The organism is Ornithinimicrobium avium (assembly GCF_003351765.1).
GTDB lineage: Bacteria > Actinomycetota > Actinomycetes > Actinomycetales > Dermatophilaceae > Ornithinicoccus > Ornithinicoccus avius.
This window is the reverse complement of the sequence record NZ_CP031229.1, coordinates 2,023,433-2,036,731: the sequence shown is the minus strand read 5'-3', so window position 1 is coordinate 2,036,731 and position 13,299 is coordinate 2,023,433. Positions and strand designations below refer to the sequence as shown.

The following is a 13,299-nucleotide window of genomic DNA, read 5'->3' as shown; positions in this document are numbered from 1 at the left end:
CACGACTCACGTCGGGGTGTCGGCGTCCGGCTCGTCGGTGGTCGGGTCGTTCGCGGCGTCGGAGCGGGCGCCCGGCTCGACGCCGTCCCGCTCGGCACCGGGCTCCTCGTGCTCCCGGTCACCCTCGACGGCGTCCGCCTGCCGGTCGGCGCGCTCCACCTCCGCCGGACCGGACCGGCGGGCCCGCTCCTCGATCGCGTCGATGTCCTCGGTGAGGTCATCGACGCCCGGCGGCACGGGCTCCTCGTTGAGCAGGGGAGGACCCGAGCGCGGGATCGGGTCCTGCCCGGGGACGATGCCCATCTAGACCTCCTGACCGGCCAGGCGCTCCTGCAGCGCCGCCAGCTCCTCGCGCAGGGCTGCCGGGAGCTCGTCACCGAACTTGTCGAACCACTCCTGGATGAGCGGGATCTCAGCCTCCCACTCCTGGGGGTCGAACGCGAGCGCTGCCGCCAGGTCCTCCTCGGACAGGTCCAGCGCCTCGGTGTCGAGGTCCTCGGGACGGGGCAGCAGGCCGATCGGGCTCTCCTGCGCCCCGACCCGGCCCTCGATGCGGTCGAGCATCCACTTCAGGACGCGGGAGTTCTCGCCGAAACCGGGCCAGAGAAAACGGTCGTCCTCGTCGCGGCGGAACCAGTTGACGAGGAAGATCTTCGGCAGCTTGTCGGGGTCGGCGCCCTCGCCCAGCGCGAGCCAGTGCTCGAAGTAGTGGCTGGCGTTGTAGCCGATGAACGGCAGCATCGCCATCGGGTCGCGCCGCACCACGCCCACCTCACCGGTTGCCGCGGCCGTCGTCTCCGAGGACAGCGTCGAGGCGATGAAGGTCCCGTGCTGCCAGTCGCGCGCCTGGGTGACCAGCGGCACGGTGGTCTTGCGGCGGCCGCCGAACATGATCGCCGAGATCGGCACGCCGCGCGGGTCGTCGTACTCCGGCGCGATGGTGGGCACCTGCCGGATCGGCGTGCAGAAACGGCTGTTGGGGTGCGCGGCCTTGACCTGCGACCCCGGGGTCCAGGGGTTGCCGTGCCAGTCGGTCAGCGCGGCCGGCTCCTCCTTGGTCATGCCCTCCCACCAGACGTCGCCGTCGGGGGTGCGGGCCACGTTGGTGAAGATGGAGTGGCCCTGCTCGATGGTGTCCATCGCGACCGGGTTCGTGCCGCGGCCGGTGCCCGGCGCGACGCCGAACAGACCGAACTCGGGATTGACGGCATACAGCCGACCGTCCTGCCCGAACCGCATCCAGGAGATGTCGTCGCCGACCAGCTCGGCGCTCCAGCCGGGCATCGTGGGCTGGATCATCGCCAGGTTGGTCTTGCCGCACGCGGAGGGGAAGGCACCGGCGACGTAGTGGACCTCGCCGTCGGGGCTGGTGAGCTTGAGGATGAGCATGTGCTCGGCCAGCCAGCCCTCGTCGCGCGCCATCACCGAGGCGATGCGCAGGGCGTAGCACTTCTTGCCCAGCAGCGCGTTGCCGCCGTAGCCCGACCCGTAGGACCAGATCGCGCGCTCCTCGGGGAAGTGGACGATGTACTTGGTCTCGTTGCAGGGCCAGGGGACGTCGTCCTCGCCGTCGGCGAGGGGCGCGCCCACGGAGTGCAGCCCCTTGACGTAGGCGGCGTCCGTCTCCTCCATCCTGGCCAGGACGTCGCTGCCGATGCGCGCCATGATCCGCATCGAGGCCACGACGTAGGGGGAGTCGGTGATCTCGACGCCGAACTTGGGGTCCTCGGCGTCCAGGTGGCCCATGACGAAGGGGATGACGAACATCGTGCGGCCCCGCATGGAACCCTCGAAGAGCGGCCGCAGGGTGTCCTTCATCTCCTGCGGATCCATCCAGTTGTTCGTCGGGCCGGCGTCCTGCTCGCGGCGGGAGCAGATGAAGGTGCGTCCCTCCACCCGCGCCACGTCCTGCGGGTCGGACAGGGCCAGGTAGCTGTCGGGCTTCTTGTCCTCGGCCAGCCTGGTGAAGGTCCCCGCCTCCACCAGCGTCGCGTTGATCTGCGCGCTCTCCTCCTGCGACCCGGTGACCCAGACGACCGCCTCCGGCTGCGTGTGGTCGGCCACCCCCTTCACCCAGGCGTCGAGCTCGGCGTGCGTCGTGCCGCCGGTGATCTCCATCTGCTGCTGCATTCGGGTCCCTTTCCTGGCCTCGCTCGCCAGTCGGTGGTGAGGCCGCTCTGCCTCTCTGCCTCAACCGTAGCGCTCACGGCTGGGTTCTCCCTGCTGGGGTGGCGGGGACGGCTGCGTCGTTGCTCAGACCGGGCCCGGCCGATTTCGTCGGTGCCGGGGAGATCCGCTAGTGTTGTCCCTCGTTGCGCCCGTAGCTCAACGGATAGAGCATCTGACTACGGATCAGAAGGTTAGGGGTTCGAATCCCTTCGGGCGCGCGCTGTGTTGAGACAGTGAGGAAGGCCCCCTGCGGTGCAGGGGGCCTTCCGCTGCGCTGGGGAGGTATGCGGTGCTCGCGCGGGTCGGGCGGGCAGGCCGGTCCTGCTCACCGGGCGGACTCGATCCACCGCCGCATCCCGGTCAGGCCCTCGCGGATGCGCTCCTGCGACAGGCCGGAGTAGGCCAGGCGGATGTAGCTGCGGTCCTCGCCCGGCTGCGGCCGGCCGAAGTGGTTGCGGGTGCAGAAGCTCACGCCGGTGCGGTGCAGCGCCTGCTCGGCGAAGTCGGCCAGGTCCTCGGCGCCGACGAGGCCGACGGCCTCGGTGACGTCGGGGAAGAGGTAGAAGGTCGACTGCGGGACCTCGACCGACATGCCCGGGGTGGCGTTGACGATCTCGCACGCGGCGTCGCGGCGGCCACGCAGCACCTCGAGCATGTCCTGCACCGGCGCCTGGGTGCCCTGGAGCGCGGCGATGCCGGCCCACTGCACGTAGTGCGTGGTGCACGACTCGTCGTTGGTGTTCATCGTGGAGAAGACCCGGCTGAGCTCGACCGGCGCCACCGCGGCGCCGAGGCGCGAGCCGGTCATCGCGAACTTCTTGGAGAAGGTGTAGAGGATGACGGTGCGCTCGGCCATCCCCGGCAGGGAGGCGATCGAGGTGGACACGCCCTCGTAGCGCATCTCGAAGTAGGCCTCGTCGGAGAGCACCCACAGGTCGTGCTCGACCGCGAGCTGGGCGATGGCCTCCCGCTCGGCCTGGGTCGACTCGGCGGAGATCGGGTTCTGCAGGTCGTTGTAGATGATCGCGACGGTCCGCTCGGTGAGCAGGCTGCGGACCTGGTCGAGGTCGATCGCAAAACCGGTCTCGGTCGGCAGGTAGCGGTAGGCCTTCGCCGCGCCGCCGTGGTACTCGATCTGCGACTCGTAGATCGGGAAGCCCGGGTTGGGGTAGAGCACCTCGTCGCCCGGGTTCATCACCGCCTGGACGAACTTGGTGATGACCGGCTTGCCGCCGGTCATCACGGTCACGTTCTCGGGGGAGTATGTGGTGCCGCGCCGGGCGCCGACGTCCTCCGCCAGGGCCGCGCGCAGCTCGGGGACGCCCGCGCCGGGGCAGTACCCCGTCCGCCCGTCGGCGATCGCGGCGTTCATCGCCTCCACGATGTGCGGTGCGAGGGCGACGTCGAGGTCGCCGAGGTGGAAGGGGTAGATCTCGTTGCCGCGCGCCTTCCAGTCCGCGGCCGCCGCGGCGACCGCGAAGGCCGTCTCCGTGCCGAGGTTCTCCAGCCTGCTGGCCGTCCGCACGCCCATCACGTCCCTCGCGTCGAGCCGTCGTTGGCCGTTCAGACTAGTCCACCTCCCCGCCACCGGTGGCGGGGACCGGCGTGGCGGTGCAGACTACGGGCACCGGTCCGCGCAGCCGTGCGGACCCCGGCACCAGGAGGCGGTCCATGACCGAGCAGGACACCGGCGTCCGGGCGGGCGGCAGGGACTACGTGCTGGGTCAGGCGGTGCTGCTCGCGTCGGTGGCCGCCCTGGGCGGCTTCCTCTTCGGCTTCGACACGGCCGTCATCAACGGCGCGGTCAACGCGATGCGCGACGACTTCGGGATGGGCTCGGTCCTGACCGGCTTCGTGGTCAGCTCCGCCCTCCTGGGCTGCGTCCTGGGCGCCTACCTCGCCGGCCGGCTCGCGGAGCGGTTCGGCCGGATCCGCGTCATGGTGCTCGCCGCGTCGATGTTCTCCGTCTCGGCGATCGGCTCCGGTCTGTCCTTCGGCGCGTGGGACATGATCGGCTGGCGGGTGATCGGCGGGCTCGGGGTCGGTGCCGCCTCGGTCATCGCCCCGGCCTACATCGCCGAGATCTCGCCGGCCTCGATCCGGGGCCGGCTCGGCTCGCTGCAGCAGATGGCCATCGTCACCGGGATCTTCGTGGCGCTGCTGTCCGACTACTTCCTGGCCAGCGTCGCGGGCGGCTCGGACGCGGCGCTGTGGGGCAGCGTGGCGTGGCGCTGGATGTTCATCGCCGAGCTGGTCCCGGCGGTGGCCTACGGCGTGCTGGCCCTGACCATCCCCGAGTCGCCGCGCTACCTGGTCAGCAAGGGCGAGACCGAGCGGGCCCGCGAGGTGCTGGGCCGGGTGATGCTGCGCGGCATCCCGGAGCGGATCAAGGAGATCCAGCGCACCGTGCGTCGCGAGGCGCGCGCCTCCCTGTCCGACCTGCGCGGGAGCACCGGCAAGGTGCTGCCGATCGTGTGGATCGGGATCGGGCTGTCGGTCTTCCAGCAGTTCGTCGGCATCAACGTGATCTTCTACTACTCCTCGACGCTGTGGCAGGCGGTCGGCTTCACCGAGGAGGACGCCCTCACCCAGACGGTCATCACCTCGGTGACCAACATCGCGGTGACGATCGTGGCGATCGCGCTCATCGACCGGATCGGCCGCCGCCGGCTGCTGCTCATCGGCTCGGCCGGGATGCTCGTCTCGCTCGGGACGATGGCGTGGATCTTCGCCACCGCCCACCGGGTCGAGCAGGACGGCCAGCTGGTCCCGGTGCTCTCCGACCAGCAGGGTCTGGTGGCGCTGGTGGCCGCCAACGCCTTCGTGGTCTTCTTCGGCATGTCGTGGGGCCCGGGCGTCTGGGTCCTGCTGGGCGAGATGTTCAACAACGCGATCCGGGCCACGGCGCTCGGCATCGCGGCGGCGGCGCAGTGGCTGGCGAACTTCGCGATCTCGATGAGCTTCCCGGTGATGGCCGACGTGGGCCTGGGCTTCGCCTACGGCTTCTACACGCTGTTCGCGCTGCTGTCCTTCTTCTTCGTGCTCAAGTGGGTGCCGGAGACGAAGGGCAAGGAGCTGGAGGACATGGACTGAGCGGGGCTCGGGCCTCCTCGCTCAGACCTCGTCGGCGGTGGTGCTGGTCGGGTCCCACCTCAGGACGCCCTCGTCGGCCCAGCCGCGGTCCTTGACCGCCTCGCGGGCCTCGGCCTTGACGGGGCCGGTGAGCCGGTCGAGGTAGAGGTAGCCGTCCAGGTGGTCGGTCTCGTGCTGCAGGCAGCGGGCGAGCAGGCCCTCGCCCTCGACGACGACCTCGTTGCCGTCCAGGTCGGTGCCGGTGACGCGGGCGCGCGGGTGGCGGGCGAGCGGGAACCATTCGCCGGGCACGGACAGGCAGCCCTCGCCGTCCTCCTCGGGGTCGAGCGGGGCAGGCGTGCCCAGGCGCTCCAGCACGGGGTTGACCACGACGCCGCGCGCGTTGGGACCCTCAGGCACCGGGCAGTCGTAGACGAAGATGCGCAGCCGGGAGGCCACCTGGTTGGCGGCCAGGCCCACGCCCTCGGCGGCCTCCATGGTCTCGAACATGTCGGCGACCAGGGTGCGGACCTCCTCGGTCACCTCCCGGACCTTCTTGGTCGGGGAGTGCAGGGCCTTGTGCCCGATGACGGTGATGGGACGGACTGCCATGGCGAGGATTCTAGGGCCGGGGTTCAGCGGGCCGGACGGATGGTGCCGCTCACCTCGGCCAGCCCCACCACGGTGCCCTCGGGACCTGGCGCGGTCGCGGTGATGGTCACCGTGTCGCCGTCCTCCAGGAAGGTCCGGGTCGTCCCGTCGTCGAGGGTCAGCGGCTCGGCGCCGGACCAGGTCAGCTCCAGCAGGCTGCCGCGCGTGTCCTTCTGCGGTCCCGAGGTGGTGCCCGAGGCGAACAGGTCGCCGCTGGTCAGGGCGGCTCCGTTGACGGTCAGGTGGGCCAGCATCTGGGTGGGCGACCAGTACAGCTCCCGGTAGGGCGGGCGGGAGACGACGGTGCCGTTGATCGCGACCTCCATCGTGACGTCGAGGCCGAACACCGACCCCGGCGAGCCGCGCAGGTAGGGCAGCGGCTCGGGGTCCTGCACCGGCAGCGGCACCCGGGCGGCGTCCAGGGCGGCCATCGGCGTGATCCACGCGGCGATGGAGGAGGCGAAGGACTTGCCGAGGAACGGGCCGAGCGGCACGTACTCCCAGGCCTGGATGTCCCGCGCGGACCAGTCGTTGAACAGCGCCACCCCGAAGAGGTGGTCGAGGGCCCCGTCGACCTCGACGCGCGAGCCGACCGGCGTGGACCCGCCGACGACGAAGCCGAGCTCGGCCTCGATGTCCAGCCGCACGCTGGGGCCGAAGACCGGTGCCGGGTCGTCCTTGCCCTTGCGCTGGCCGGTGGGCCGCACGACGTCGGTGCCGGAGACGACGACGGTGGAGGAGCGGCCGTGGTAGCCGATCGGCAGGTGCTTCCAGTTGGGCGTCAGCGCCGCCCCGTCCGGGCGGAAGATGCGGCCCACGTTGGTGGCGTGCTGCTCGCTGGCGTAGAAGTCGACGTAGTCCCGGACCTCGAAGGGCAGGTGCACCTCGACCCGGTCCAGCGGGTGCAGGTGCGCGCCGAGCTGGTCCCGGCCGGCCTCGTCGACCAGCCGCTCCTGCAGCCAGCCGCGCAGCCCGGCCCAGGCCTGCGGCCCGAGCTCGAGGAACGGGTTGAGGGTCGGCCCCCGCAGCGCGGCCGCCCACGGCGTGCCCGCCGCCGCGGCCCGCAGGTCGAGCGCGTGGTCCCCGACCCGCACCCCCAGCCGCACGCCGGCCGCGTCCCCGGACGGGCTGATCGCGCCGTAGGGCAGGTGGTGCGGGCCGAAGGGATGGTCGGCGGGCAGGTCGAGCGGCGAGGTCACGTGGTCTCCTTCTCGGGGATCTCTTCGGGTATGGCGTGCGGTCAGGTCAGCAGGCCGAGGTCGAGGAGGTCGTGGACCGGGTCCAGGACGCCGCAGCAGCCGAAGGAGACGAACCGGCGCCGCAGCAGGGCGACCGCCTCCTCCTCCAGGCCGCGGACCAGCGCGGCGAGCTCCTCGGCGTCGCGCAGCTCCAGCGTGGCCACCAGCTCGGGCAGCGCGGCGCCCTCCTCCAGGTGGTGGACCGCGACCAGGACGTTGAGCGCGCCGTGCTCGTCCGTGCCGGCGACGGTGGTGTGCGCCACGGCACGGTGCAGCCCGCCGGTCAGCTTCAGGGCCAGCCCGCGGGCCCGTGCGCCGAGCAGGAACCCGGCCAGCTCCCCCGGCGTGGGCGGGGGCGCGGCGGAGGTCGCCTGGGTCCGCAGCTTGGCCAGCACGGCCACCGGGCTCTCGCCCGCGGCGGCAGCGAGGTCGTCGAGCGCGGCCTGCTGGGCGGCCGGGTCGCGGGTCACCTCGACGGCGACGCGCACCCCCAGGTCCAGCGCCCGGCGCCAGCGACCCGCCTCGTCGTCGTGGGCGAGCTCGACGCCGACGACCTGCACGTGCGGGCTGCCCCGCAGCGCCCCGACGGCGCCGACCAGGTCCGCCAGGGGCGTCCCGGCCCGGGCGACCACGGTCACGTCGACCGGCTTCGACCCGTGGGCGGTGCCGGTCCCGAGGTCCTCGGCCGGGGGCAGCTGCGCCGCCGCCGCGACCAGCTGCTCCGCGCCCGGGGTGCCGATCAGCAGCGGACCCAGCAGGTCGGCATACCTGCCCTCGCGGAGCGCGAGGTGCTCCGCCCACGCGTCGGGGACGCTCGCGCAGCCCGGCGGGAAGACGGCCGCGTCGTCGATCCACCGGTGGAAGACCGAGCGGGGCGCCGACGGCATTGACATGCCCGGCACGCTACTGCATCGTGACGAGGGAGAGGACGCTGCCGTCCGACATGCGGACAGTGGTCGTCGGACCAGCCCCACCCAAGGATCGGAGCCCCCCATGGCGCACTACCGCAGCGTCGGCGACGTCCCGCCGAAGCGGCACACCCAGCACCGCGACGAGCAGGGCAACCTCTACTACGAGGAGCTGATGGGGGAGGAGGGATTCTCCAGCGACTCCAGCCTGCTCTACCACCGCAACATCCCCTCGGCGATCGCCGACGCGAAGGTGTGGGACCTGGGCGAGATGTCCACCGTGCCCAACCACCCGCTGCTGCCGCGCCACCTGAAGCTGCACGACCTGGAGTTCGGGGGCGCGGACGTGGTCACCGGCCGCCGGCTGGTCCTGGGCAACGGCGACGTGCGGCTGCTCTACGTGGTCGCCGACACCCCCAGCCCCTACTACCGCAACGCGATCGGCGACGAGGTCGTCTACCTCGAGCGGGGCGGCGCCCGGGTGGAGACCGTCTTCGGCTCCTTCGAGGTCGGGCAGGGCGACTACGTCGTCGTCCCGCGGGCGACCACCCACCGGTGGGTCCCGCGGGTCGAGGGCGACGAGGGGTATGCCGAGCCGCTGCGCGCCTACGTCATCGAGGGCAACAGCCACATCGGCCCGCCGAAGCGCTACCTGTCCCGGTACGGCCAGCTGCTCGAGCACGCGCCCTACTGCGAGCGCGACCTGCGCGGGCCCGACGGTCCGCTGCTGGCCGAGGACACCGGCGCCGACCGGGAGCAGCCCACGGACGTCTACGTCAAGCACCGCGGCGGCGGGGAGCGCAGCACCGGCGGGCTGGTCGGCACGGTCTACACCTACCCCTACCACCCCTTCGACGTGGTCGGCTGGGACGGCTGCCTCTACCCCTACGTGTTCAACGTCTCCGACTTCGAGCCGATCACCGGGCGGGTGCACCAGCCGCCGCCGGTGCACCAGGTCTTCGAGGGGACCAACTTCGTGGTGTGCAACTTCGTGCCGCGCAAGGTCGACTACCACCCGCTGTCGATCCCGGTGCCCTACTACCACTCCAACGTGGACTCCGACGAGATCATGTTCTACGTCGACGGCGACTACGAGGCCCGCAAGGGCTCGGGCATCGGCAAGGGCTCGATCTCGGTGCACCCCGGCGGGCACGCGCACGGGCCGCAGCCCGGCGCGACGGAGAAGTCGATCGGCGTGGACTACTTCGACGAGCTGGCCGTCATGGTCGACACCTTCCGGCCGCTGGAGCTGGGCGAGGCCGGCCGGGAGGTCGATGACGGGCGCTACGCTGGGTCCTGGGGCCGTGGGCTGGCGCCCGGCGGCGCGCAGTCCGGCGAGGGCGAGATCTTCTCGACCAGCTGACCGGGCTGCCACCGTGGCGGGACCTCACCCGCCCTACTCCCAGGGCGTGGGGTCCGGGTCGACCGCGACCTGCCGACGGGTCGACTCGCGCGCCCGCCGGGCCTCGTCGTCGACCCACTCCCAGTCGGTGGGCAGCTCGTGCCGGTCGACGGCCTCCCAGCCGCGGTCGGGGCTCACGTGCTCGTCGAAGGCCTCGGTCACGGCGCGCCGACGCTCTCCCTCGTCCCGGCCCTGGGCGAAGATCGTCGCGCAGATCCGGCGGTACTTCTCGTCGGGGTCGGGCAGGTAGTCGATCTCGCGCAGCGCCTGGTCCTGCCCGGCGGACTCGAGCACGAAGCGCCCGTAGCCGAGCAGCCGGCCCGGCACGGACCGCCCGTAGTTCATGTCGGTGACCTTGGTCAGCGGCATCATCGCCACCCGCTGGGTGATGAACCCGTAGACCAGCAGCATCCGCCGGTCGGTGGCCACGAACCACTCGTTGTGCCACTCCAGCAGCCGCCACAGCGCCCTCCCGGCGACGGCGAACCACACCAGCCACAGGAAACCGCCGGCCCGCACGGCCGGCCCCTCGAGCGAGGCCGTGACCGCCGCGACCGCCACCAGGGAGAGCAGCATGGTGGCGAACGGCTCGGCCAGGCGCGCCCAGTGCTGGCGGGTGGCCACCACGGGGATCTCGTCGTCCAGCAGGTAGCGGTCCAGGATCCGTCTGCTGATCCGGACCGACTCCTGCGGAGGGGGCTGCGGCACGAGGGAGCCCGTCAGGAGCCCATCAGGCTGTTGAAGAACCGGCCGATGTTCAGGATGCTCTGGCTGATGATGTCCCAGACGGCGCGCAGGATGTCGGCGGCCCGGTCGGGGTTGGTGATGATCGCGTAGATCAGGAACCCCCACACCAGCCAGTGCAGGATCTTCTTGACCGTGGGCGGCATGGGAGTCCTCCAGGATTGCGGGCAGATCTGTGGCCAGTGTGACAGACGGGACGAGGTATGCGGTGCCGCCCCGTGCGTGTCGCCGCACCCGGGGTGCGCCTCACCCGGGCAGCAGCCGCGCCGAGACCGGCCCGGCCTCGACCGTCATCGCCTCCCCGTCGCGCAGCGCCTCGAACGTCCCGGCCCCCACCAGGACGACCGGCACCCGCAGCGCGTACAGCTCCTCGGCGACGATCGCGCCGAGCGCGACGACCGCGTCCGGCTCGGTGAGCAGGACCGCCGCGGGTCCGGCGCCGCTGCGCAGCAGCTCGGCGAGCACGCTGGAGCTCGAGCTGGACCCGCGCCCGGAGGTCATCGCCAGGACCCGGCCGGTCACCACGGCGCCGACCTGCGGGTGGTGCCGGTCGACGACGGTGCCGCCGGCGTCCACGCCGCCCCAGAAGGACAGCGGCAGGTCCAGCCGCAGGACCCGGCCGGAGCCGGAGCCCGGGTGCAGGGTGCGGCCGGTGCGGACCTCAGCCGAGGAGTCCATCGTCGAGCACCACCTCTCCGGCGCGCGCGGAGGCGAGGCACTCCTGCAGCGAGGCGATGACCACGTCGACGCCCAGGTTGCCCGGGGCGTAGTGCGCCCACTTGCCCGAGGTGGTCAGCACCACGCGGTCGTCGGGGTCGAGGATCGAGGTGACGTAGGTGCAGGTGTCCACCACGATCCGCACCCCGGCGCGCTCCAGCTCCTCGACGTGGCCCGCCGCGCGCGCCCGCTCCAGGACGCTGCGGCCGGTGGAGAGGTAGAACGCCACCCGCGGGTCCAGGGGTGCGCCGGCGCGCAGCCCGTCGGCCAGCGCGGCGATCTCCGCGAGCGAGGCGTGCGGGGTGCCCAGGCTCACGGCGTCCAGCCGGGTGCCGCGGGCGGTCGACAGCTCGGCCCGCGCCGCCCGCAGGTCGACGGAGGTGACCGTGAGGGTCGGCACGGAGCCGCCCTGCAGGGCGGCCTCCAGCGTGGGCGCCTCCGGGGTGAGGCCGACGACGTGGAAGAGCGCCACACCGCCGGAGGACGCGGCGGCCGCACCGAACGCCTTGAGCCGGTCCTCGTCGGTGCCGGCCGGCAGCCCGAGCAGCACCGGGTTGGTCCCGGCGCCGCAGCGCAGCCCCACGAGGTAGCCCAGCAGCGGGTAGGTCAGGTCGAGCGCCAGCGCCTTGTCGCCCAGGGCGCGGCAGTCGACGACGAGCCCGCCGCGCCTGTTCCCGGTCAGGTGCAGACCGGCGTGCGGGGCGCGCCCCGTCACCGCCGCGCAGATGTCCAGGAAGTCGCCGTAGCGGTCGGTGCGTGCCCCGAGCACGGAGTTGGCGAAGACGATGGCGTTGGACTCGGCCCAGGCCACGTGCTCGCCGCGGGCCGGTCGCGCGTCGAGCTGGTAGGGCGCGCACGTCCAGGTGGTGCGCGCCCCCAGCGCCACGTAGGCGTCCATCAGCGCACGGCCCTCCTCGGCGACCTCCTGCTCGTGCTCGGTGCGGCGCCGGACCATCCCCGGGTGCACGAGGTCCAGCGAGCCGACGTTGAGCGTGGTGGGCACCCGCACCCGCGCGCCGAGGTCGAGGAGCCGGCGGGCGAAGTCCAGCCCGGCCCGCCCGTGGTAGAGGCAGCTGTCGATGTGGGCGCCGGAGATCTCGACCAGGCCGGCGGCGCCGCGCACCCTGGCCACGGCCACGACGACGCGCATCGCCATCGCCACGCCCGGCCCCTCGCGGCCGTCGAGCATGCCGCGCTCGGTGTCGGTCAGGCTCGGTCCGCCCGACCGTGCTCCGGTCACCGGCCCTGCAGCAGCGGGCTGGCCGCCATCCGGTCCAGCGCCTCGTCCACCTGCGCGGTGGACCCGGCGAAGGACAGCCGCACCCTGCGGTGTCCCTCACGGGTGTCGAAGTCCACGCCCGGGGTGATCGCGACACCGCAGTCGGCCAGCAGGTCCCGGCACCAGGCCACCGAGTCGTCGGTGAGATGGCCCACGTCGCACCAGGCGTAGAAGGCGCCGTCCGGCGGGGCGTAGTCGCGCAGGCCCACCTCGGGGAGGCGCCGCAGAAGCAGGTCGCGGGTGACCGCATACCTCTGGCGGTGCCCCTCGAGCTCGGCGCGCGCCTGCGGGGAGAGGGCGCCGAGGGCGGCGTACTGGGAGACCGTGGGCGGGCAGATGTTGAGGTTGCCGGTGAGCACCTCCAGCGGACGGCGCAGGGCGGGCGGGGCGAGCAGCCAGCCGACCCGCCAGCCGGTCATCGAGAAGAACTTGCTGACCGAGCCGACGACGACCGCCTCGCGCGAGGTCTGCCAGGCGCTCGCCGTCGGGCGGCCGTAGGACAGGCCGTGGTAGATCTCGTCGCTGACGAGCAGCGTCCCGTGCCCCTCGCACCAGCGCGCCAGGGCAGCCAGCTCCTCGGGGTCGATGATCGTCCCGGTCGGGTTCGCCGGCGAGGCGACGATGAGCCCCGCGGGCGGCTCGTCGAGGGCGGCGAGCATCTCGACGGTCGGCTGGTAGCGCGTCTGCGGACCGCAGTCCAGCTCCAGCACCTCGCACCCGAGCGCCTGCAGGCTGTTGCGGTAGGCCGGGTAGCCGGGCCTGGTCATCGCCACGGTGTCGCCGGGGTCGAACGCGGCGAGGAAGAGGGTCGTGAACGCGCCCGAGGACCCGGGGAAGGTGACGACGTCCTCGGGGGAGACGTCCACGCCGGTGGTCTCCCGGTGGTGGTCGGCGATCGCGTGGCGCAGCGGCAGGATCCCGGTGGACTCGGTGTAGCCGAGCACCTGGGTCGTCGTGGCGGCGACGGCGGCGTCCAGGGCCGGCCCCGGTCCGGGCGTGGAGGGCTGCCCGGCGCAGAGCATGATCACGTCGCCGTGGCTGCGCTGGCGCTGCGCGGCGGCCTTGAGCACCTCCATGACGTAGAACGGCTCGACGGCTGACCGTCGCGAGACCCGCATC

13 protein-coding genes and 1 tRNA gene are annotated in these 13,299 nt (G+C 72.6%); 3 read left to right on the top strand and 11 right to left on the bottom strand.

The genetic code is table 11. From position 1 onward, the window contains the following. Positions 1–6: 6 nt before the first annotated feature. Both DV701_RS09340 and DV701_RS09335 read right to left on the bottom strand, forming a co-directional pair. Positions 7–303, bottom strand: a complete 297-nt coding sequence (locus DV701_RS09340) for a hypothetical protein (protein ID WP_114928060.1) — start codon at positions 301–303, stop codon at positions 7–9. Next, positions 304–2,130, bottom strand: a complete 1,827-nt coding sequence (locus DV701_RS09335; protein WP_114928059.1) for a phosphoenolpyruvate carboxykinase (GTP) — start codon at positions 2,128–2,130, stop codon at positions 304–306. It lies immediately after the preceding gene. A gap of 184 nt (positions 2,131–2,314) precedes the next feature. On the opposite strand from DV701_RS09335, the gene DV701_RS09330 reads away from it, so the two are divergent. Further along, a tRNA-Arg gene (locus DV701_RS09330) sits at positions 2,315–2,387 on the top strand. A 107-nt stretch (positions 2,388–2,494) separates the two neighbouring features. On the opposite strand, the gene DV701_RS09325 is transcribed toward DV701_RS09330, so the two are convergent. Beyond that, positions 2,495–3,700: a pyridoxal phosphate-dependent aminotransferase gene (locus DV701_RS09325; protein ID WP_114928058.1), complete on the bottom strand. Its 1,206-nt coding sequence runs from the start codon at positions 3,698–3,700 to the stop codon at positions 2,495–2,497. A 140-nt stretch (positions 3,701–3,840) separates the two neighbouring features. On the opposite strand from DV701_RS09325, the gene DV701_RS09320 reads away from it, so the two are divergent. After that, positions 3,841–5,262, top strand: a complete 1,422-nt coding sequence (locus DV701_RS09320) for a sugar porter family MFS transporter (RefSeq protein WP_114928057.1) — start codon at positions 3,841–3,843, stop codon at positions 5,260–5,262. 21 nt (positions 5,263–5,283) lie between these two features. On the opposite strand, the gene def is transcribed toward DV701_RS09320, so the two are convergent. From def to DV701_RS09305, 3 genes are read right to left on the bottom strand one after another with little or no spacing between them, the layout of a single operon-like run. Beyond that, positions 5,284–5,853, bottom strand: coding sequence for a peptide deformylase (gene def, locus DV701_RS09315; protein ID WP_114928056.1), 570 nt, complete (start codon positions 5,851–5,853; stop codon positions 5,284–5,286). 23 nt (positions 5,854–5,876) lie between these two features. Continuing rightward, complete coding sequence (gene fahA / locus DV701_RS09310) at positions 5,877–7,091, bottom strand: fumarylacetoacetase (protein ID WP_114928055.1); 1,215 nt, start codon at positions 7,089–7,091, stop codon at positions 5,877–5,879. A gap of 41 nt (positions 7,092–7,132) precedes the next feature. Then, positions 7,133–8,023: a hypothetical protein gene (locus DV701_RS09305; RefSeq protein WP_162802936.1), complete on the bottom strand. Its 891-nt coding sequence runs from the start codon at positions 8,021–8,023 to the stop codon at positions 7,133–7,135. Positions 8,024–8,123: 100 nt separating this feature from the next. Here DV701_RS09305 and DV701_RS09300 point away from each other — a divergent pair, with 100 nt between their 5' ends. Further along, positions 8,124–9,401, top strand: a complete 1,278-nt coding sequence (locus tag DV701_RS09300) for a homogentisate 1,2-dioxygenase (protein WP_114928053.1) — start codon at positions 8,124–8,126, stop codon at positions 9,399–9,401. A 33-nt stretch (positions 9,402–9,434) separates the two neighbouring features. Here the strand turns inward: DV701_RS09300 and DV701_RS09295 are convergent, their stop codons facing one another. The 5 genes from DV701_RS09295 to DV701_RS09280 all read right to left on the bottom strand — a co-directional run bounded on the left by DV701_RS09295 (position 9,435) and on the right by DV701_RS09280 (position 13,298). Next, entirely contained in the window at positions 9,435–10,148 is a 714-nt protein-coding gene (locus DV701_RS09295) for a PH domain-containing protein (RefSeq protein ID WP_114928052.1), read from the bottom strand. Positions 10,149–10,159: 11 nt separating this feature from the next. Then, positions 10,160–10,330, bottom strand: a complete 171-nt coding sequence (locus DV701_RS18445; RefSeq protein WP_202863488.1) for a hypothetical protein — start codon at positions 10,328–10,330, stop codon at positions 10,160–10,162. Positions 10,331–10,430: 100 nt separating this feature from the next. After that, the gene (locus DV701_RS09290) at positions 10,431–10,862 is read right to left on the bottom strand and encodes an aconitase X swivel domain-containing protein (protein ID WP_114928051.1); all 432 of its coding nucleotides are present in this window, start codon (positions 10,860–10,862) and stop codon (positions 10,431–10,433) included. Beyond that, positions 10,846–12,141: an aconitase X gene (locus DV701_RS09285; RefSeq protein ID WP_228254961.1), complete on the bottom strand. Its 1,296-nt coding sequence runs from the start codon at positions 12,139–12,141 to the stop codon at positions 10,846–10,848. The genes DV701_RS09290 and DV701_RS09285 overlap by 17 nt, the downstream gene beginning before the upstream one ends. Next, positions 12,138–13,298 (bottom strand): pyridoxal phosphate-dependent aminotransferase, encoded by a 1,161-nt coding sequence (locus DV701_RS09280; protein ID WP_114928050.1) that lies wholly within the window; start codon positions 13,296–13,298, stop codon positions 12,138–12,140. The genes DV701_RS09285 and DV701_RS09280 overlap by 4 nt, the downstream gene beginning before the upstream one ends. Position 13,299 lies beyond the last annotated feature (1 nt).

Bases quoted from the DNA above. Each gene is read 5' to 3' on its own strand.
- DV701_RS18445 (WP_202863488.1), bottom strand. From the start codon at position 10,330: ATGCCGCCCACGGTCAAGAAGATCCTGCACTGGCTGGTGTGGGGGTTC.
- DV701_RS09280 (WP_114928050.1), bottom strand. From the start codon at position 13,298: ATGCGGGTCTCGCGACGGTCAGCCGTCGAGCCGTTCTACGTCATGGAG.
- DV701_RS09320 (WP_114928057.1), top strand. From the start codon at position 3,841: ATGACCGAGCAGGACACCGGCGTCCGGGCGGGCGGCAGGGACTACGTG.
- DV701_RS09305 (WP_162802936.1), bottom strand. From the start codon at position 8,023: ATGTCAATGCCGTCGGCGCCCCGCTCGGTCTTCCACCGGTGGATCGAC.
- DV701_RS09335 (WP_114928059.1), bottom strand. From the start codon at position 2,130: ATGCAGCAGCAGATGGAGATCACCGGCGGCACGACGCACGCCGAGCTC.
- DV701_RS09325 (WP_114928058.1), bottom strand. From the start codon at position 3,700: ATGGGCGTGCGGACGGCCAGCAGGCTGGAGAACCTCGGCACGGAGACG.
- DV701_RS09290 (WP_114928051.1), bottom strand. From the start codon at position 10,862: ATGGACTCCTCGGCTGAGGTCCGCACCGGCCGCACCCTGCACCCGGGC.
- DV701_RS09340 (WP_114928060.1), bottom strand. From the start codon at position 303: ATGGGCATCGTCCCCGGGCAGGACCCGATCCCGCGCTCGGGTCCTCCC.
- DV701_RS09300 (WP_114928053.1), top strand. From the start codon at position 8,124: ATGGCGCACTACCGCAGCGTCGGCGACGTCCCGCCGAAGCGGCACACC.
- def (WP_114928056.1), bottom strand. From the start codon at position 5,853: ATGGCAGTCCGTCCCATCACCGTCATCGGGCACAAGGCCCTGCACTCC.